Origin of the sequence: Micropruina sp. (assembly GCF_047606665.1) — a bacterium.
Classification (GTDB): domain Bacteria; phylum Actinomycetota; class Actinomycetes; order Propionibacteriales; family Propionibacteriaceae; genus Micropruina.
The window spans coordinates 64,389-83,702 of record NZ_JASGEF010000068.1 but is presented as its reverse complement, the minus strand read 5'-3'; the positions used below and the strand labels follow the sequence as shown (position 1 = coordinate 83,702).

The 19,314-nt window shown below is 70.0% G+C and carries 15 protein-coding genes; 5 read left to right on the top strand and 10 right to left on the bottom strand.

Annotation, left to right across the window (positions count from 1 at the left end):
• Positions 1–603 (bottom strand): ABC transporter transmembrane domain-containing protein (locus QM619_RS16500; RefSeq protein ID WP_415111299.1); only part of this gene is annotated, 603 nt, incomplete at its 3' end.
• Between the two features lie 151 nt (positions 604–754).
• On the opposite strand from QM619_RS16500, the gene QM619_RS16495 reads away from it, so the two are divergent.
• Entirely contained in the window at positions 755–1,843 is a 1,089-nt protein-coding gene (locus QM619_RS16495) for a hypothetical protein (protein ID WP_415111296.1), read from the top strand.
• Between the two features lie 34 nt (positions 1,844–1,877).
• On the opposite strand, the gene cydD is transcribed toward QM619_RS16495, so the two are convergent.
• From cydD to QM619_RS16480, 3 genes are all read right to left on the bottom strand, one after another.
• The gene (cydD, locus tag QM619_RS16490; RefSeq protein ID WP_415111305.1) at positions 1,878–3,473 is read right to left on the bottom strand and encodes a thiol reductant ABC exporter subunit CydD; all 1,596 of its coding nucleotides are present in this window, start codon (positions 3,471–3,473) and stop codon (positions 1,878–1,880) included.
• Positions 3,474–3,609: 136 nt separating this feature from the next.
• On the bottom strand, positions 3,610–4,671 hold the full coding sequence (gene cydB / locus QM619_RS16485; protein ID WP_415111293.1) for a cytochrome d ubiquinol oxidase subunit II: 1,062 nt from the start codon (positions 4,669–4,671) through the stop codon (positions 3,610–3,612).
• Between the two features lie 14 nt (positions 4,672–4,685).
• Positions 4,686–6,278, bottom strand: a complete 1,593-nt coding sequence (locus tag QM619_RS16480) for a cytochrome ubiquinol oxidase subunit I (RefSeq protein ID WP_415111290.1) — start codon at positions 6,276–6,278, stop codon at positions 4,686–4,688.
• 273 nt (positions 6,279–6,551) lie between these two features.
• Between QM619_RS16480 and QM619_RS16475 the strand changes: the two genes are divergently transcribed.
• The gene (locus tag QM619_RS16475) at positions 6,552–6,866 is read left to right on the top strand and encodes a BlaI/MecI/CopY family transcriptional regulator (RefSeq protein ID WP_415111287.1); all 315 of its coding nucleotides are present in this window, start codon (positions 6,552–6,554) and stop codon (positions 6,864–6,866) included.
• Positions 6,867–6,910: 44 nt separating this feature from the next.
• A complete protein-coding gene (locus QM619_RS16470; protein ID WP_415111284.1) occupies positions 6,911–8,038 on the top strand; it encodes a mannonate dehydratase in 1,128 nt (375 codons plus the stop codon).
• A 25-nt stretch (positions 8,039–8,063) separates the two neighbouring features.
• On the opposite strand, the gene QM619_RS16465 is transcribed toward QM619_RS16470, so the two are convergent.
• Together QM619_RS16465 and QM619_RS16460 are read right to left on the bottom strand one after the other, a co-directional pair.
• Positions 8,064–9,794, bottom strand: coding sequence for a 5-oxoprolinase/urea amidolyase family protein (locus QM619_RS16465; RefSeq protein WP_415111281.1), 1,731 nt, complete (start codon positions 9,792–9,794; stop codon positions 8,064–8,066).
• Complete coding sequence (locus QM619_RS16460) at positions 9,794–10,552, bottom strand: LamB/YcsF family protein (protein WP_415111278.1); 759 nt, start codon at positions 10,550–10,552, stop codon at positions 9,794–9,796. Before QM619_RS16460 ends, QM619_RS16465 begins: the two co-directional genes overlap by 1 nt.
• A gap of 377 nt (positions 10,553–10,929) precedes the next feature.
• Between QM619_RS16460 and QM619_RS16455 the strand changes: the two genes are divergently transcribed.
• Positions 10,930–11,922, top strand: coding sequence for an LLM class flavin-dependent oxidoreductase (locus tag QM619_RS16455; protein ID WP_415111275.1), 993 nt, complete (start codon positions 10,930–10,932; stop codon positions 11,920–11,922).
• Between the two features lie 43 nt (positions 11,923–11,965).
• Here QM619_RS16455 and QM619_RS16450 read toward each other — a convergent pair whose 3' ends face one another.
• The 4 genes from QM619_RS16450 to QM619_RS16435 all read right to left on the bottom strand — a co-directional run bounded on the left by QM619_RS16450 (position 11,966) and on the right by QM619_RS16435 (position 17,380).
• Positions 11,966–13,081, bottom strand: a complete 1,116-nt coding sequence (locus QM619_RS16450) for a phosphotransferase (protein ID WP_415111272.1) — start codon at positions 13,079–13,081, stop codon at positions 11,966–11,968.
• 77 nt (positions 13,082–13,158) lie between these two features.
• A complete protein-coding gene (locus QM619_RS16445) occupies positions 13,159–15,063 on the bottom strand; it encodes an ABC transporter ATP-binding protein (protein ID WP_415111269.1) in 1,905 nt (634 codons plus the stop codon).
• Entirely contained in the window at positions 15,060–16,796 is a 1,737-nt protein-coding gene (locus QM619_RS16440; protein ID WP_415111266.1) for an ABC transporter ATP-binding protein, read from the bottom strand. Before QM619_RS16440 ends, QM619_RS16445 begins: the two co-directional genes overlap by 4 nt.
• On the bottom strand, positions 16,790–17,380 hold the full coding sequence (locus QM619_RS16435) for a TetR/AcrR family transcriptional regulator (RefSeq protein WP_415111263.1): 591 nt from the start codon (positions 17,378–17,380) through the stop codon (positions 16,790–16,792). The genes QM619_RS16440 and QM619_RS16435 overlap by 7 nt, the downstream gene beginning before the upstream one ends.
• A gap of 151 nt (positions 17,381–17,531) precedes the next feature.
• Between QM619_RS16435 and QM619_RS16430 the strand changes: the two genes are divergently transcribed.
• A complete protein-coding gene (locus tag QM619_RS16430; RefSeq protein ID WP_415111260.1) occupies positions 17,532–19,298 on the top strand; it encodes an ABC-F family ATP-binding cassette domain-containing protein in 1,767 nt (588 codons plus the stop codon).
• Positions 19,299–19,314 lie beyond the last annotated feature (16 nt).

The following is a 19,314-nucleotide window of genomic DNA, read 5'->3' as shown; positions in this document are numbered from 1 at the left end:
GGCCAGCGCGCCGCGGGCCGGCGCGGCGGCGGCGTCCCAGCGGCGTGACACCCGCTGGGCCAGGGCGGGCACGACGACGCCGCCGAGCACCGCCGACCCGAGCAGCACCAGCGCGGTGGCCGGCGACAATACGGCGAAGACCGCCGAGGTGGCGACGATGACCAGGGACGCCGAGATCACCGGAACCACGAACCGGACCACCAGGTCCTGCACCGCCTCGACATCGGCGATCACCCGGGTCAACAGGTCGCCGCGGCGGGCGCCGAGCATGGTGGTGCTGGCGAGTTGCCGATAGGTGGTCAGCCGCAGCGCGCTCTGCAGCCGCAGCGCTACATCGTGACTGACCAGGCGCTCCAGGTAGCGGAACAGGCCGCGGGTGATGCCGAACACCCGGACGCCGATGGCGGCGACCTGCAGATAGAGCACCGGAGGATGTTCCGCGGCCCGCGACAACAGCCAGGCCGACACCGCCATCAGCGCCACCGACGAGGCGGCCGAGCCGAAGGCCAGCAGGGTGGCCAGCGCGGTCCGTCCGGTCGCGCCCGGCACCAGCCGGATCAGCCAACGCCAGCCAGAGACGTCCGCCGACCGCGCCGCTGTCATGGCAGCAGGATAGACGCCGGGGTTAACCGTGGGTTAGCCGCCGATGCAGTGCTCCTCGTTGTCTAGGACCCTAGACGCAGGTTGTCTTCGAGGCGATGCACGAGCTCATCGGCGGCCGGACATGACCGGGCGATAGCTACCCTTGCGTGCCATGAACCAGTCCCCGAATGCACCCGCCGGCGGAGTCCCCGAGCAGCCCGGCGGTCGGCCACAGCCTGGTGGCGCGGGCGACTGGCAGCGGGATCCCACCCAGCCGCTGCCGACCGGCCAATATCCGCCGGCGGACCAGACCGCCCAGTATCCGTCGCCGCCGTATCCGTCGCCGCCGTATCCGCCCACCCAGCCGCTGACGGCGCAGAACCCTCTCATGGGCTACCCGGGAAGTCCGCAGTACGGGCAGCGGTCCGGCGGCCCGGACGCTCCCGCCTACCGCGCCGATGCCTCAGGTTATGGTTCGTCGGGTCCCTACGGGCCTGTGGGTGGCGGCCTCGGCGGCCCGCCGCCGTCCGGTGGGTATGGCGGCCCGCCACCGGGTGGCGGTGCGCGAAACCTGCTCCCGCTGCTGATCGGACTCCTGGCCGGCCTGCTGGTGTTCGGCCTGATCGGGTGGTACGTGTTCCTGCGCCCGGACAGCGGCAGCGCCGCTCCGGCACCCACGATCGTCGCACCCAGCTCGCAGCGGCCTTCGGTCAGCGGCCCAGCGTCGGCGTCGGGTAGCACGGGCACGTCCCCGTCGGTGAGCACGGCGCCGAGCGACAGCCCGACGCCGGAGCCCTCCGCCATGTCGATGGCCTGCCCTCGCGATCTGTTGAAGACCCAGTGCGCATGGGCGGTCTACCTGCGCAAATCCGTGGTGGTCAGCACCTGCCAGCTCGACCCCAGCGACACCCGGCGGTTCGCCTTCCGCTGCACCGCGAACCCGGACGGCATGCTCAAGGGGAACGCCACGGTGACCGTGCGCTGGGCCGAGAGCACGAAGGACCTGACCGCGCTGATGGATGGCTTCTTCTCCCGAGCGGGAGTGGCCAAGAGTGCGATCAGCACGAACTGGAGGCGGCCGCCGGCGCTCAGCAACTGGTTCAGTGGCAAGGAAAAGACGGCCACGGGCAAGCTCGGCTCTGCCGCCAAGGGCGGCGGCGGCCGGGTCGCCTGGACGTTCAGCAGGCAGAAGGTCTTCATCGAGGTGGTCTCCGACACCGACGACGTGGACGTGATGCTCGACTGGTGGGTTAGGGCCTGACCCGACCCTCCCCAGCCAGCGCGAGGGTCGGCGGTCAGCCGAGGCGCAGGACGCGGTCCGCGCGGGCGATCACCGCCGGCCGGTGGGAGACCGCGACGATGGTGACGTCCAGGCCGGCCAGGGCGTCCAGCAGGGCGGATTCGGTCGCGGCGTCCAGGCCGGCGGTCGGCTCGTCCAGCACCAGCAGATCGGCCGGTCCGTGGGCGACCCGCAGCACGGCTCGGGCGACCGCGACCCGACGGCGTTCCCCGGCCGAGAGACCCTCGCCGTCGTCGCCGACGCCACGATCCGGGTCCAGCCGGGCCCCGGCCGCGAGCCGCAGGGAGTTCCGGACGTCGGCGTCGGTGGCGTCCGGACAACCCAGCCGGACGTTGTCGGCGATGCTGCCGGTGATCATTCCGGGGCTCTGCGCCACCCAGGCGATCCGGGCCCGGCGGGTGGCGGCGTCCGTCTCGATCCCGTCGAGCAGGAACGACCCGGCGTCCGGTGTGACGAAGCCCATCAGGGCATGCAGCAGCGTGGTCTTGCCCACCCCGGTGGTGCCGGTGATCACCGCCAGCTCACCGGTGCGCACCTCCAGATCGACGTCGTTCAGAACCGGGCGATCCGAACCCGGGTAGCGGACGGTGAGGCCGCTGATCCGCAGCAGCGCCGCGGCCTCGTCCGGAGACGAATCGACCGGCGACGCGACCGGTGCGGCGGGCTCGGCGGCGCCGTCGGTGCGGGCTTCGGCGGCTTCGATGATCGCGAAGGCCGACTCGGCGGCCGCCATCCCGTCGGCGGCGTCGTGGTAGTGGACGCCGACCTGGCGCACCGGCAGATACACCTCGGGGGCCAGGATCAGCACGAAGAACGCCGTAGTCAAATCGAGTTCGTGGAACACCACCCGGAAGCCGATCGCCACCGCGACGATCGCCACCGACAGGCTGGCCAGCAGCTCCAGCACCAGCGCCGAAAGGAACGAGATCCGCAGCGTCGCCATGGTCTCGCCGCGGTGCGCGGCCTCCGATCGGCGCAACCCCTCGGCCTGGGCACGGGCCCGTCCGAACACCTGCAGGGTCGGCAGCCCGGCGACCAGATCGGCGAAGTGCCCGGCCAGCCGAGTCTGCACCCGCCAGCGTTTCCGGGTCCGCGCCTCGGTGGTCCAGCCGACCAGCGCCATGAACAGCGGAATCAGCGGCAGGGTGACCGCCACGATGATCGCCGAGGTGACATCGGAGGTCAGGATCGCGACGCCGATGATCAGCGGCACGGTGACCGCCAGCACCAACTGCGGCAGGTACTTGGAGTAATAGCCGTCCAGGGCGTCCAGACCTTGGGTGAGCAGGGTGACCAGGGACGCCGTCGACGGCTCCGGGCGCGCCGGATCGGCCAGCCGGGCGGCCAGCACGTCGCGGCGCAGCCGGGACTTCACCGCCGCCGAGGCCCGCTGGGCCAGCCACTGGTTCAGCCAGGCCAGCACCGCCTTACCGGTGAACACCGCGATCAGCGTCGGCACCACCACGGACAGCACACCCAGCGTCCGGGTCTCGAAGATCTCGCCCAAGGCCAGCGACAACGCCCAGGCCTGGGCGATGGTCAGCACCGCGGTCACCGACCCGACGGCCACGCCCGCGATCAGATAGCGCAGGGTGTCCCGGCCTCGCCGCAGCAGCCGCGGATCCAACGGTCCCCGGCGGGCGGACCCCGCCGACCCCCGGCGGGTGGACGTCCCGGACGCGGTGCTCACCGCTCCATCCTTGCGCATCCGCCGACGGCAGCGCGGGTCACCCTACCGGGGTGGTCTCCGGATGGTCGTCGGGGATGTTCACGGTGCTCAGCCGGCGCCGGAACACCCAGTACGACCAGGCCTGGTAGGCCAGCACCAGCGGCACGAAGATCACCGCAGCCCAGGTCATGATGGTCAGCGTCATTTCGCTGGCGGACGCCGACAGGATGTTCAGCGGCTTGTCCGGTGCGGCGGAGTTGTCGAAGCCCAGGTTGGGGTACATCCGCAGGAAGATGCCGATCGCGATCACCGCGGTCGCCACCGCCGTGCCGACAAAAGCCCAGCCCTCGCGGTCGGCGCGCACCATGAACCAGGCCAGCACCAGTCCGGCCGCCGCGACGACCATCAGGATCCAACCCGACGCCCCGGTGCTGTAGGCGAGGTTCGACCAGAGCAGCCAGACGGCGCCGCCACCGATCACGCCCAGGCCGATCCGCTCGGCGAACGCCTTGGCCCGCTCGTGCACCTCGTCGCGGGTCTTCAGGGCCAGGAAGATCGCGCCGTGGAGCAGGCACAGTGCCACCAGCACCACCCCGCCGAGCAGCGCGAACGGATGGAACAGCGACCAGAAGCCACCGGTGAAGACATGGACGCCGGGGCGACCCTCAGCGGGCGCGACCGGCAGCCCGATGATGAAATTCGAGAAGCCGATGCCGAGGATCAGCGGTACCGCGAACGAACCGATCGAGGCACCCCGGTCCCAGCGGTACTTCCAGGACTGCTCGGGTCGCTTCGCCCGGTACTCGAAGGCCAGGCCGCGCACGATGAGCGCCATCAGGATCAGGAAGAACGGCAGGTACAGCGCCGAGAACAGCGTCGCGTACCAGCCGGGGAAGGCGGCGAAGGTCGCCCCGCCGGCGGTCAGCAGCCAGACCTCGTTACCGTCCCAGACCGGCCCGATGGTGTTGATCAGGACGCGCCGCTCCTTGTCGTTGCGGCCCAGGTAGGGAATCAGCATGCCGACGCCGAAGTCGAACCCCTCCAGGACGAGGAAGCCGATCCACAGCACGGCGATCAGGCCGAACCAGACGAGTTGCAGGGTGGTGGGTTCCAGAGTCATCTCAGCACACCCTCTCAGTAGGCGAAGGACAGGACGTCGTCGTCATCGGTCACCTGCGTCACCGGCTCCACTTCAGGCAGCCCGAGCCGGATGTACTTCAGCATCAGCCTCACCTCGATCACGGCCAGCGTCCCGTAGACCAGGGTGTAGCCGATCACGCTGATCAGGATCTCGGTGGCTGTCACCCCCGGCGAGATGCCGGCCATGGTGGGCAGCACGCCGGAGACCAGCCACGGTTGGCGTCCCATCTCGGTGAAGATCCAGCCGAACGAGTTCGCGAACAGCGGGCCCAGCGGCACCAGCACCATCAGCGCCGTCCACCACCACCGGTTCGGCGGCAGCCCGCCCTTGCGCAGCAGCCACAGCGCCAGCACGGACACCGCCAACGCCGCCATGCCCAGACCGATCATCAAGCGGAAGCTCCAGTAGGTGACCGGAATGATCGGCGTCGCGCTCTCCACTCCCCAGGCCCGCATGTGCTCGGCGTAGGCCTGCTGCAGGGTGTTGTCCGGATCGACCAGCTGACCCTGTTCGTGGGCCTCCTTGAGCGGGTTGATGCCCTTCACCTCGCCGTCCCAGGTGCCGGTGGCCAGGAAGGACAGCAGATTCGGCACGGTGAGCGCGAAGATCTCCTTCGAGCCGTCCAGCGAGCCGATGGTGAAGACCGAGAACGGGGCGCCGGTGCCGTTGCCGCCGGCGGTCTCGTAGAGAGCCTCGGCGGCGGCCATCTTCATCGGCTGCACCTCGGTCATGATCTTGCCGGACTCGTCCCCGGTCAGGGTGAGGCCGACCCCCGAGACCAGCATCGCGATCGCGGCGAAGGTGGCCGCGAACCGATGCGCGGCGATCGAGTTGTCAGCAGTCTTGCGCGGGGTCGACGACTGATCGGACGCCGCGGCGTCCGCCTGGTCGGAGACCGGCTCAGCCTCGCCGTCCGCGGGCCCGCTGTCGGTCGAGCCCCCGGCCGCAGGGGCGCGATTGAGCTTGGCCAGCTGCCAGCCGGAGACCCCGAGCACCAGCGCGGACGCCGTCAGCCAGGCCGCCATCAGGGCGTGCGGCAGCGCCCAGAGCATCACCGGATTGGTCAGCACGGCACCGAAGTCGGCCATCTCGGCCCGGTCGGTGACCGGGTTGTAGACGGCGCCCTGCGGGTTCTGCATGAACGAGTTGGCGGCCAGGATGAAGATCGCGCTCAGGTTGGTGCCGATCGCGGCCGCCCAGATGCAGGCCAGGTGGATCTTCCTCGGCAGCCGGTCCCAGCCGAAGATCCACAGGCCGAGAAAGGTCGACTCCATGAAGAAGGCCAGCAGCGCCTCGAACGCCAGCGGGGCGCCGAAGATGTCGCCGACGAAGCGGGAGTACTCGCTCCAGTTCATCCCGAACTGGAACTCCTGGACGATGCCGGTCACCACGCCCATGGCGAAGTTGATCAGGAACAGCTTCCCGTAGAACTTGGTCAGCCGAAGATACTTGTCGTTGCCGGAGCGGACCCACATGGTCTGGAAGATCGCCACGATGAACGACAGCGCCAGCGTGATGGGGACGAAGAACCAGTGATAGACCGTGGTAATGCCGAACTGCCACCGCGCGAGTGTGACCGGATCCATGCCGGCAATGTACCCCGTCCTTGCGACAGTTGTGCCGCCGCCGGCGTGACCGCGGTCCGCCGCGCCGGCCGCCGTCGACGCCGGACGGATCGCGTCCCGCTGACCCCGTCCACGTTGCCGCTTGGAGCGGCTCGAGACTCGGCCCGGCGACGACTCGACGCTCGCGCCGAGCCGGTCCCGACGCCCGGCTGGTGAACAGCCGTGGCAGACGACCCCGACACGAGTTGTACTACAACCCGTCGTAGTCCGTCGATTGAGGATTAGGATGCATCCATGCCCGTGTTCGGCGACCTGGAACAGGCGGTGATGGATGTGCTGTGGGAGCGCCCCACAGCACTGTCGGTGCGCGACGTCCAGGCAGCGCTCGCCGACGAGCGCGCCCTCGCCTACACCACGGTGATGACGGTGATGGACCGGCTGGCGAAGAAGGGCCAGTTGCTCCGCGAACTCGACGGACGCGCCTGGCGGTACAGCCCGGCCCAATCCTGGGTGCAGCTGGTCAGCGACGAGATCGTCGCATTGCTCGACACCGGCACGGCCGAGCAGCGCCGGGCCGTGCTCGAACAGGTGCGGCAACGGGTGTGCTGAGCGGCGTTTGGCCGGCGTCCGGTGTTTGACGGGGGAGAACGACGATGAAGATGGGCTTTCGCTGGTACGGCGAGGGAAACGACACCGTGTCGCTGGACGACATCCGGCAGATTCCCGGCGTCGAGACGATCGTCTGGAGCTTGCACGGCAAGCAGGCCGGCGAGGTCTGGGAAGAAGCCGAGATCGCGGCCGAGATCGCTCGGATCACCAAGCTTTCTCCAGCGCACGCCGCTCGTGGGGTGACCAGGCGGCTGGACGCCGACGTGGTCGAATCGGTCAACGTGCACGAATCGATCAAACTCGGCCGCACCGTGCTCGGAGTGAGTCGCGACGAGGCGATCGCGAACTACATCACCACCCTGGAGCGGCTGGGCCGGGCCGGAGTGAAGGTGGTCTGCTACAACTTCATGCCGGTCTTCGACTGGCTGCGCACCGATCTGTGGCATCCGCTGCCGGACGGCTCGACCGCGTTGTACTTCGAGAAGGCGGTCGTCGACCAGATGACGCCGGAGAAGCTGATCGCCGACATGGCGGCCAACTCGGGCGGACTGACCCTGCCCGGCTGGGAACCGGAGCGGCTGGCCAGCTTCAGCGAGTTGAACGAGGCCTACGCCGGCGTCACCCACGAGGACATGTATCGCTGCTACAAGTACTTCCTGGACGCGGTGATCCCGACCTGTGAGCAGTACGACGTCAAGCTGGGCGTGCACCCCGACGACCCGCCGTTCGACCTGTTCGGCTGGCCGCGGGTGGTCTCCACGATGGACGATCTGGGCACCGTGCTGGCTTTGAACGACAGTTCGTACAACGGGTTAACCCTGTGCCTGGGCTCGTTCTCGGCCAATCCCGCGCAGGCGCCGCGGGCGGTCGAGGCGGTGCAGACCTACCTGGACCGGATCCACTTCTCGCACGTCCGCAACATCAAGCACTTCCCGAACGGCGACTTCACCGAGGTCGGCCACCGGGCCTGCGAGGGCGACGTGGACACCGTCGGCATCATGAAGGCCTACGCCGAAGCGAGCTACACCGGCTACATCCGCCCCGACCACGGCCGGCATCTGTGGAACGAGAACACCACCAACAAACCGCGTCCCGGCTACGGGTTGTACGACCGGGCCTTGGGCATCCAATATCTGCTCGGGGTGTGGGACGCCGTCAACTACCGATCCTGACATCGGTCACGGATCGCGCGATCGGTCACCACCCCCGAGGGCGGAAGCTGACCCGGTCGCCCGGCCGGGCCTGGGCGAGCAGATCGCTGGCGGCCTCGGTGAGGACGCCGACCACCGGATAGCCGCCGGTCACCGGATGGTCGACGCCGAAGACGACCGGACGCCCATCCGGCGGCACCTGGATGCCGCCGCGCACCATCGCTTCGCTGGGCAGTTCGCGTCCGGACACCGACGGATGCCGCGCCAGGGCGTCCCCGAGCAGCCGGACGCCGACCCGATCGCTGCGATCGGACACCCGCCACTGCTGCCTGACCAGGGCGGACGGCTCGGCTAGCCAATCGGCGCGCGGGCCCGGCAGCACGTCGAGGAGGAGTTCGGCGTCCGGTAGGAGCGGGTGAGGTGTGCTCTCCACGGTCAGGAAGCTCGGGGCCTCCGGACGCCGGACGGCGAGGGTGTCGCCCGCATACAGGCAGCTCGGCCCGACGCCGGAGAGGGTGTCGGTGCTGGCCGAACCGAGGACGAGCGGCACGTCGAACCCGCCGGCCACGGACAGATAGGTGCGCAGTCCGGCTGTCGGCAGGCCCAGCCGCAACTCCTGTCCGGCACGCAGGTAGACCGGTCCGCCATGGGTGACCCGGCGTCCGTCGACGACCGGCGCGCAGTCGGCACCTGTGAGCGCGATCAGGCAGGTCTCTTCGGCCCGCACGGCCAGCCCGCCCATGGTGATCTCCAGCGACGGTAGTCCCGGCGGGTTGCCGACCAGCCGGTTGCCGAGCCGATAAGACGCCCGGTCGGCGGCCCCGGAGGCGCCCACCCCGAGCGCGGCGTACCCCGGACGCCCCTCGTCGACCGGCAGGGTCAGCGGTCCGGTGACGAGCACCGTCAGCCCGGATCGGACGGCATGGCCATGCTGGTCTCCCTTGTCAGGAGCAAGTTTTCGGTGATCGAGACCTGGCTGTGCCACTGTCTGCTGAGCGGGGTTTCGTTGGTCGAGCTTGTCGAGACCCGGCTGAATCTGTTCCCGTGGGAACTCGTTCGACCGTTCGATGGGGGCGATGGCGCCCGCCTCGATCGACGGGGACGATGGCCCGCCGATTGCGTCCGGTCCTGGTCGGTCGGCGTCCAGATCGCGGAAGCGGACCCGGCCGCCGGGCTGCAGCAGCGCCGGCGGTTCACGGTCGGCGTCCCACAGTTCGACGTCGGTGCGGCCGATCAGCTGCCAGCCGCCGGGGGAGGGACGCGGATAGATCCCGCTGAACGGACCGGCCAGGCCCACCGCTCCGGCGGGGACGCGGGTGCGGGGTTCGGCGCGGCGGGGCACATGCAGCCGGTCGTCCCCCCCGACCAGATAGGCGAAGCCGGGTGCGAAGCCGCCGAAGGCGACGGTCCACTCGCTGCCGGTGTGCGCGGCGATCACGGACGCCGGGTCGAGACCGGTGAGCCGGGCGACTTCGGCCAGGTCCTCGCCGTCGTAGCGGACGCCGATCTCGACCGGCTCGATCCGTCCGCTCGCGATCGGGGTGTCGTCCAACTCGGCCAGCAGAGCGGACGCGGCAGCCCGCACCCGTGGCGGCGCGCTCGGGCCGTCGACGCCGAGCAGCACGGTGGTCGCTGCCGGCACCACATCGCGAACGGCCGCGAAATCGCCGTGCCCGGCCCGCTCCGCCAGTGCGGCCCGCAGCGCGAGCACGGCGTCCAGGTCGTCGACCTCGATCAGCACCGCGCGCTCGCCGCAGGGCAGCAGCCGGCCGTCCATCAGGCGAAGGCCCGGACCTCGACACCGGACGAGACGAGCGCCTCGCGCACCCGCCGGGCCATGGCCACCGCGCCGGGCGAGTCGCCGTGCGTGCAGAGCGATTCGGCATGCATCTCCACCTCAGTGCCGTCCACGGCGGTGATCACTCCGTCGCGCACCATGCGCAGCACGCGGGCTGCGGCGGCGTCTGGGTCGTGGATCAGGTCGCCGGGCTGGCCGCGCGGCACCAAAGTGCCGGCCGGCGTGTAGCCGCGGTCGACGAAGGCCTCGGTCACGGTGCGCAGGCCCTCGGCCCGCGCCTGCTCGAGCAGGACGCCGCCCGGCAGACCGAGCACCGGCAGCGACGAATCGTAGGCGGCGACCGCCGACACCACCGCGCGGGCATGTGACTGGTGGTGCACGACGGTGTTGTAGAGGGCGCCGTGCGGTTTCACGTAGGCCAGCGAGGTGCCCGCGACAAGGCACATCGCCTGCAGCGCACCCAATTGATAGAGCACGTCGGCCCGCAGCTCGGCCTCGGAGCAGTCGAGGAAGCGGCGTCCGAAACCGGCCAGGTCGCGGTAGGAGATCTGCGCGCCGATCCGGACGCCGCGACGCGCTGCCAGCTCACAGGTGCGCTGCAGAGTGAGCGGATCGCCGGCATGGAACCCGCAGGCCACGTTGGCGCTGGTGACGATCTCGAGCATCGCCTCGTCGTCGCCGAGCCGCCACGAGCCGAACGATTCCCCCAAGTCGGCGTTGAGATCGATCACGGCCATGGCACAACCCTATTGGCCCTACTCTCGATCAGTCTGAAATCGACCCCAGAGTTGACATCCGAAACGTCGGGGCATGCCTCCCGGAGACTGGGCAGAAGGCGCGGCCCGATCGTCTCTGGGGTCGATTTCGGACAATCGCCCGATAGACCCGCTGAAGTCCGACGGCCGGTCCGGTCGGGCCGGCGCCCTTCTTGCCGCCCGGTCCCGGCTCGTCGGGGCGCCCGGTGGCCGCGGAATGGCGACCGATCTGGCGCCCGGCCGAGGCGGACGAGGCGAACGACCCAGAAGATCGGTCGCCAGCTGACGGGCGGTGCCGCGTTGTGGGCTGGCCGAACCTCTTCGGGAATGTTCTCCGCCCCGCGCACTGTTACCCGGTCGTGACCGATGCGACTGCGCTGCCCGACGCCCCGCTCTCGATTCTCGACCTGGCTCAGGTGTTGCGCGGCGAATCCGTCACGGACGGGCTGGCCGCCACCGTGGCGCTGGCCCAGAACGCCGAACGCTGGGGCTATCGCCGGGTCTGGTACGCCGAGCACCACAACATGCCGACCATCGCCTCGTCGGCGACCGCGGTGCTGATCGCGCATGTCGCGGCGCATACATCGACGATCCGGCTGGGCGCGGGCGGGGTGATGCTGTCCAACCATGCGCCGCTGGTGATCGCCGAACAGTTCGGCACGCTCGCCGAACTGCATCCCGACCGCATCGATCTCGGCCTCGGCCGGGCTCCCGGCACCGACCAGACCACGGTGCGGGCGCTGCGCCGCACCCCCGGTGCCGCGGACATGTTCCCTTCCGACGTCCAGGAACTGCAGGGCTTCCTCAGCGAGTCGCTCGTGACCGGGGTTGCCGCCACGCCGGGCGCCGGCACGCGGGTGCCGCTGTTCATCCTGGGCTCGTCGCTGTTCGGCGCGCAGCTGGCGGCTGCCCTCGGGTTGCCGTACGCGTTCGCGTCCCATTTCGCCCCGGACGCCCTGGAGCCCGCGGTCGAGTTGTACCGACGCGACTTCCGGCCCTCGGCGCAGCTGGCGGAACCGTACGTGATCGCCGGAGCCGGGGTGATCGCCGCCGACGACGAGGACGAGGCCCGGCGGCTCTTCGAACGGACCCGGCGAGCACGGGTCAAGACCTTCCTGGCCCGCGGCCGGACACTCACCGACGATGATGTCGAGATGCTGTTGGACGGCCCCGGCGGCGCCCAGGTCGACCACATGTTGCGCTACACCGGCGTCGGCACCGGCCCGCAGGTGCGGGACTGGCTGCGTCGCTTCGCCGTCCACGCCGGTGCCGACGAACTGATCCTGGTGTCGTCCGCGGTCGATCGGCCGGCCGCCGTCCGCAGCCTGGAATTGGTCGCCCCGAACTCCTGACCTGACAGGGCCTCCTAGGCCACCCGGCAGCCGCGGACGTGGGTCAGAGCAGGTCGCGGATGGCGTCCCAGCGAGCCAGAAAGCCGGCCAAGGCCCGCTCGGTGCGTTCCGGTTCCCCCTGGGCAGCCAGGTTGATCATGCCCTGGTTGCCGCGGCGGACGGCCTCGCGGATGCCGTCGATGGCCAGCTGGACGCGGGGCCGGACGGCGTCCAGCACGGTGAACGGGTCGGTACCGTAGGCGTCCGCGAAGATCCGCAGCCGTCGGGCGGCCTCGGCCTCGGGGATCGGGCGGAACAGCGGAATCGCCGTCCAAGCCGTGTGGCCCAGATCGCAGGCCGGATGGGACGGCCCGGCCAGGTCCCAGTCGAACACCCCGGCCACCTGGTCGCCGTCGAAGGTCACGTTGTACGGGGCGACGTCGTTGTGGGTGATCAGCGTCGGCGCGTCCACCCCGAAGAACCGCCACGGACCGTCGTCGTCGAAGCCGGACGCCGCCGCGTGCAACGTCCGCAGCCAGCCGCCGAGGGAAGCCAACTGCGCCTCGGTCAGCATCTCGGCATTCACGTCGATCACCCGGCCGGGCAGGTAGTCGAGCACCTCGCGTCCCCGCGCGTCGATGCCATGGACACGGGGGACGGCCGGCAGTCCGGCCTCAGCGAGGTGGGCGAGCAGGGCATGGACGGCGGGCGTCCACGGCCCGGTCGGGCGCCGCACTGTCGACCCGATCCGGACGGCGCCGCCGACATTCCCGCCGGGCAGATCCTCCCCGTCCAGCAGGAATTCCCGTAGTTCGGGCAGGAATGGACGATCCGGCTCGAGCCAGTCGACGGCGTCCAGTTCTTCGGGGCCCAGCCAGCGCAGCGCGTCGTGCTCGATGCCGGACGGCTCGTCCGCGACCAGGGCACACACCGCCACCCGCAACTCGAACCCGCGTCCACGGTCACTGCCTGCGCTGGTGCCCGGCAGCCAGCGGACGACCTCGACCGTGCAGCCGAGCTCTTCGGTAATCTCCCTGGCCAGTGCGGACTCAGGTGCCTCGTCGGCGTCGACCTTCCCGCCCGGGAATTCCCAGCGGCCCGCCTCGGCGGCGGGGTAGCTGCGTCGAGCGGCCAGCACGCATCCATGCCGGACGATCGCCGCACCCACCACGCTGATCACCCGGCGACCCTATCCCTCCCAACCGACGAGTGGGCCGAGGGTCTGTGTCTGTCCCCGCCTACCACGGGACGGACCTGCTATGCCGCTTCGTCCTCGTCGTCCAGGCCACCGGCGAACTGCGACCGGTACAGCCGGTGGTAGGCACCGCGGTGTTCCAGCAGGGCGTCGTGCGAACCCTGCTCGACGATCGCGCCGTCCTCCATCACCAGGATGGTGTCCGCGTCGCGGATGGTGGAGAGCCGGTGCGCGATCACGAACGAGGTCCGGCCGCCGCGCAGCGCCTGCATGGCGTGCTGCACCAGCAGCTCGGTACGGGTGTCCACCGATGAGGTGGCCTCGTCCAGGATCAGGATCGCCGGATCGCACAGGAACGCCCGGGCGATGGTGATCAGCTGCTTCTCACCGGCCGACACGTTCGAGCCCTCGTCATCGATCACCGTGTCGTAGCCGTCGGGCAGAGAGTGCACGAACCGGTCCACGAAGGTGGCCTCGGCGGCGGCCCGGATCTCCGCATCGGTGGCGCCGGGGCGTCCGTAGGCGATGTTGTCGCGAATGGTGCCGCCGAACAGCCAGGCGTCCTGCAGCACCATGCCGATGTTCTCCCGCAGCTCGCGCCGCGGGACGTCGGCGATGTCGACACCGTCGATGGTGATCCGGCCGGCGTCGGTGTCGTAGAACCGCATCAGCAGGTTCACCAGGGTGGTCTTGCCGGCGCCGGTCGGCCCGACGATGGCCACCGTCGAACCCGGTTCGGCGACCAGCGACAGGTCGCTGATCAGGGGTTTCGCCGGATCGTAGGAGAACGCCACATGCTCGAACTCCACCCGTCCCTGCAACGGCTCGGGCAGCTGCGCGGTGGCGTCCACCGACTGCTCGGTGGCGTCCAGCACCTCGAACACCCGCTCGGCCGACGCCACCCCCGACTGCAGCAGGTTGGTCATCGAGGCCAGCTGCGTGATCGGCTGGGTGAACATCCGGGCGTACTGGATGAACGCCTGGACGGCGCCCAGGGTCATGGTTCCGGCCGCCACCCAGATGCCGCCGATCACCGCGATCGCCACGTAGCTGAGGTTCCCGATGAAGAACACCGCCGGCATGATGATGCCGCTGATGAACTGCGCCCGGAACGACGACTCGTACATCTCGGAGTTCTTGGCGGCGAAGCCGGCGGCCACCTCGCGCTGCCGTCCGAACACCTTGACCAGTGCGTGGCCGGTGAACGCCTCCTCCACGTGACCGTTCAGCTCGCCGGTGGAGCGCCACATATCGACGAACCGGCGCTGCGACCGCTTCATCACCTGCGCGGTGACCAGCGCGGTCAACGGCACCGAGATCAGCACCACCAGGGCCAACGGCGGCGACAGCCACAGCATCAGTGCCAGAACGCCGATCACGGTGAAGATGTTGGTCAGCATCTGGGCCAGGGTCTGCTGCAACGACTGGGCGATGTTGTCGATGTCGTTGGTCACCCGGCTGAGCAGCTCGCCGCGCGGCTGCCCGTCGAAATAGGTGATCGGCAGCCGGTGCAGCTTGGCCGCCACCTGGTCGCGCATCCGGTACACGGTGCGCTGCACCATGCCGTTGATCAGGAAGCTGGCCCACCACAGCACCAGCCCGGACACCACATACACCGCGAGCGCTTCGAGGATCACCTTGCCCAGTGCGGAGAAGTCGATGCCGCCACTCGTCGCCCCGGCGAAGATCAGGTCGGTCGCCTGCGCCAGGATCGCCGGACCGAACGCGTTGCCCAAAGTGGCCAGCGCGGAGATGGCGATCACCACGACGATCAGGGTGCGTTCCGGGCGCATCATGCCGAGCAGCCGCCTCGACGACGCGCCGAAGCTGACCGCCTTCTCCGACGAGCTCAGTCCCTGCATCGGGCCGTGGCCCATGCCGCGCCGCTGTTGCGCCGCGTGCGGCGAACGCGGATTCGCCCTGGCCGGGGCGTCCGGCGTTGGGGTCCTCGGTGCCTGCGGGCTCATGCTGCTGCCTCCTCGGCCTTGAACTGGGATGCGACGATCTCGGCGTAGGTGGGGCAGTCGGCGAGCAACTCGTCGTGGCTGCCCTCACCCACGATGCGTCCGTCGTCGAGCACGACGATGGTCTCGGCGTCGCGAATCGTGGAGACCCGCTGGGCGACGATCAGCACGCCGGCGTCGGCGGTCTCGGACGCCAACGCAGCCCGTAGCCGGGCGTCGGTGACCACGTCCAGCGCCGAGAACGAATCGTCGAAGATATAGATGTCGGGCTTCTTGACCAGGGCTCGGGCGATGGACAGCCGCTGCCGCTGGCCGCCGGAGACGTTGGTGCCGCCCTGGGCGATCGGGGCGTCCAGCTGCTCCGGCATGGCTCGGACGAAGTCGGCCGCCTGCGCAGTCTCCAGCGCCTCCCACAACTCGGCGTCGGTGGCGTCCGGCTTGCCGTAGCGCAGGTTGGACGCCACGGTGCCGCTGAACAGGTACGGCTTCTGCGGCACCAGCCCGATCCGCGACCAGAGCAGGTCGGGTTCCAGGTCGCGGACGTCCACGCCGTCGACCAGCGCCTGGCCGCCGGTGGCGTCGAAGAGCCGCGGGATCAGGCTGACCAGGGTGGTCTTGCCGGAACCGGTGGAGCCGATGATCGCGGTGGTCTCGCCGGGCTTCACCTGCAGGTCGATGCCGGTCAGCACCGGCTGCTCGGCGCCCGGATATTTGAACTCGACGTCGCGCAGCTCGACCCGGCCGTGCTCCTGCACGGTGCGGACCGGGTTGGCCGGCGGCACCACCGAGGAGTCGGTGTCCAGCACCTCGGCGATCCGGCGGGCGCTGACCACCGCGCGGGGCGCGATCATCAGCATCATCGTCGCCATCATCACGCTCATCAGAATGGTCATCAGGTACTGGATGAACGCCAGCAGCTGACCGGTCTGCAGGTAGCCCTCGGCGACCCGGAAGGCGCCGAACCAGGTCACCCCGATGGTCGACACGTTCATCACAAAGAAGACGGTCGGGAACAGGGTCATCATCCGGCGTCCGACCTTGGTGGCGGTGTCGGTGAGCTCGGCGTTGGCGACGGCGAAGCGGTCGGTCTCGCGCGGCTCGGCGGTGAAGGCCCGGATCACCCGCAGGCCGGAGATCTGCTCGCGCAGCACCCGGTTGATGGTGTCGATGCGCACCTGCTGAGTGGCGAACAGCGGCATCATCTGGCTGACGATCGCGCCGATCAGGACGCCCAGAATGACCACGGCGACCGCGATCGTCCAGGTCAGTCCGGGATCTTCGCGCAGCGCCATGATGATGCCGCCGACCATCATGATCGGGGCCGCCACGATCATGAACGCGGTCATCATCACCAGCTGCTGGATCTGCTGGACGTCGTTGGTGGTGCGGGTGATCAGGCTGGGCGCGCCGAACCTGGCGACCTCGCGGGCCGAGAAGTCGAGGGTGCGGGCGAAGATCGCGGCGCGCAGGTCGCGTCCGAACGCCATCGCGGAGCGGGCGCCGAACCAGACCGCGGCGACCTGGGCCGTCATCTGGACCACGGTGATGCCCAGCATCAGGGCGCCGAGGCCAAGGATCAGCCCGGTGTCGCCGGTGGCGATGCCGTCGTCGACGATCCGGGCGTTCAGGGTGGGCAGGTAGAGCGCGGCGGCGTTGGCCACCAGCTGCAGCAGCACGACGAAGCCGAGTTGCCCGTAGTAGGGCCGCAGATAGTCGCGAAGGATACGGATCAGCATGCGGTGTCCTCTGTTCCGATCGCGATGCCGTGCAGGATGAGCCGGGCGATCTGCCGGGGGTCGGCGGCGTCCGGGTGGTCGGCCAGCGGCATGACGGCGGCGAACGCCATCGCCGAGATGGCCCAGCAGGCGGTAGGGGTTCCGACGGTGAGTTGGTCGTCGAAACGCGCCAGGATACGGGACAGCGCCTCGTCGATGGCCTGGTGGAAGTCCCGGTGCGGCGGACGTAGGCGCTTGCCATGCGGTTGCCCCGGGCTGATCGCCGCCATCAGCGAGCGCACCTGGTGAATGCGGGCCTGCAGGATCTTTACCATCCAGGTCACAGAATCCTCCAGATCGAACTCCGCGGGGATCGCGTCGATCGCGGCGATCACCGGTGCCGGCGCGAAGCAGTCCTCCACCACGGCCTCGATCAGGCTCTGCTTGGTGCCGAAGGCGCGGAAGATGGTGCCCTCGGCGACGTCGGCGCATTCGGCGATCTGCCGGGTGGTGATGGTCAGCCCGTGCTCGAGCAGCAGTGGGCGGGTCGCCTCGATCAGGGCCCGCCGTCGCTCGTCCGGGGTCATCGGTTGTGCTCTGCTCACGACGGCGAGTGTATGAGTGAGTACTCACTCAGTCAAGTGGGACCGCCCGGACCGCGCTGGGTTGATTCATGGGCGTGCCTTCGGGCACCCTGGTTCCTGTGACGAACTGACACCTTCTCGCCCCGCTCCTACCAGCGATCGAAGGTTCGTCATGCCCGCATCCCTCTTCCTCTCCGGCGTCGCCGCATCGTTCGGCGCGCGGCCGTTGTTCGCCGGCCTCGACCTGCGGCTTACCCCCGGCGACGTGACCGCGCTGGTCGGCCCGAACGGGGCCGGCAAGACCACGCTGTTGCGGATCGTCGCCGGCCTGCATGCTCCGGACGCCGGCGCCGTCCGGTTCGCACCACCGGACGCCACCCTGGGCTACCTGCCCCAGGAGCCGCCCGCACCGGACGAGACGATCCTCGATTACGCCCGGCGCCGCACCGGGGTCGGACTGGCCCAGGACGCCTTCGAGGCCGCCGCCGCCGCGTTGGCCGGCGAGGCTGTGCCGGCTCCGGAAGCTGTCATGGAGCAACCGTCGCCCCGGCACGCCTCGTCATCCCCCAATCGCTCGGTATCCCCGCTCCCGTGGTCATCCCGAATGCCGGGGTCTGCGGACCCGGCCGACCGCTACGACCATGCCCTGGCGACCTGGCTGGCACTGGGCGGCACCGACCTGGACGCCCGGCTGGCCGAGGTGCTGGCCGGCCTCGACCTGGAAGTCGATCTCGACCGCCCGCTCGGCACCCTCTCCGGCGGCCAGGCGGCGCGGGCCGCGCTGGCGTCCATCCTGGTCAGCCGCTACGACCTGCTGCTGTTGGACGAGCCCACCAACAATCTGGACGCCCGCGGCCTCGATGCCTTGACCGAGTTCGTGCGGACGCTGCGCTCGCCGGTGCTGATCGCGTCCCACGACCGCGGCTTCCTGGACGCCGTCGCCACCTCGGTGCTGGAACTGGACGAGATCCAGCAGCAGGTCAACCACTACACCGGCGGGTGGAGCGACTATCGCGCGGCCAAGCGGCTGGCCCGCGAGCGGGCCGAAGCCGCCTACACCGCGTACGCCGATAAGCGCGACGCGCTGGCCGAACAGGCCCGCCGCAAGACCGAATGGGCGAGGACCGGACGGGCCAAGGCCGCCAAGCTCGGGCCGGGCATGAAGCTGGAGAAGAAGCACCGGGAGGACCGGGCCCGCCGGATGGATCAGCGTGCCGCCCGCGTCCGGGACGCCGTCGAACGCCTCGACGAGGTGGAGCAGCCGCGCAAGGAATGGCAGCTGCGCTACACGATCGCCGAGGCCGCGCCCTCGTCCGAGGTGGTGCTCACCCTCGACCGGGTGGTGGCTCGCAACGGCGACTTCGTCGTCGGACCGGTCAGCGCGCAGGTGGTTCGCGGCGAGCGGGTCGCCCTGCTCGGTGACAACGGCTCGGGCAAGACCACGCTGCTCGAGGCGATCCTCGGTCACGGCCGGGTCGTCGACGGACGGGTGAGCTGGGGTACACGGGTGGCGCTCGGCACGCTCGGCCAGGTCCGCGACGAGATCTCCGGTGCCGCTCCGCTGTTGGACGCCGTCGCCGCCACCCTCGGCGAGACGGACGCGAGCGCCGTCCGGACCCTGCTGGCCAAATTCGGGCTCGGCGCGGAACACGTCACCCGGCCCTGCGCCAGTCTGTCCCTGGGGGAGCGCACCCGCGCGTCGTTGGCGCTGTTGCAGGGTCGCGCAGTCAACGTCGTCGTCCTCGACGAGCCCACCAACCACCTGGACGCTGCTGCCATCGATCAGCTGCAGGACGCCCTGGCCGAGTACGCGGGAACCCTGTTGATCGTCACCCACGACCGCACCCTGCTGGACGCGCTCGGCCGGGTCGACCGGTGGCGGTTCACCCGAACGTCCGGCAATCGCGCAGAGGTCCAGGTGGAATCGGCGTCCGACTGAGGTCCCGCGCGTCCGC

What these genes read in the sequence shown, in the direction of transcription:
- QM619_RS16475 (WP_415111287.1), top strand. Translation starts at nt 6,552, where the DNA reads ATGCCCGTGTTCGGCGACCTGGAACAGGCGGTGATGGATGTGCTGTGG.
- QM619_RS16445 (WP_415111269.1), bottom strand. Translation starts at nt 15,063, where the DNA reads ATGAGCCCGCAGGCACCGAGGACCCCAACGCCGGACGCCCCGGCCAGG.
- QM619_RS16460 (WP_415111278.1), bottom strand. Translation starts at nt 10,552, where the DNA reads ATGGCCGTGATCGATCTCAACGCCGACTTGGGGGAATCGTTCGGCTCG.
- QM619_RS16440 (WP_415111266.1), bottom strand. Translation starts at nt 16,796, where the DNA reads ATGCTGATCCGTATCCTTCGCGACTATCTGCGGCCCTACTACGGGCAA.
- QM619_RS16480 (WP_415111290.1), bottom strand. Translation starts at nt 6,278, where the DNA reads ATGGATCCGGTCACACTCGCGCGGTGGCAGTTCGGCATTACCACGGTC.
- QM619_RS16465 (WP_415111281.1), bottom strand. Translation starts at nt 9,794, where the DNA reads ATGGACGGCCGGCTGCTGCCCTGCGGCGAGCGCGCGGTGCTGATCGAG.
- QM619_RS16430 (WP_415111260.1), top strand. Translation starts at nt 17,532, where the DNA reads ATGCCCGCATCCCTCTTCCTCTCCGGCGTCGCCGCATCGTTCGGCGCG.
- QM619_RS16470 (WP_415111284.1), top strand. Translation starts at nt 6,911, where the DNA reads ATGAAGATGGGCTTTCGCTGGTACGGCGAGGGAAACGACACCGTGTCG.
- QM619_RS16495 (WP_415111296.1), top strand. Translation starts at nt 755, where the DNA reads ATGAACCAGTCCCCGAATGCACCCGCCGGCGGAGTCCCCGAGCAGCCC.
- cydB (WP_415111293.1), bottom strand. Translation starts at nt 4,671, where the DNA reads ATGACTCTGGAACCCACCACCCTGCAACTCGTCTGGTTCGGCCTGATC.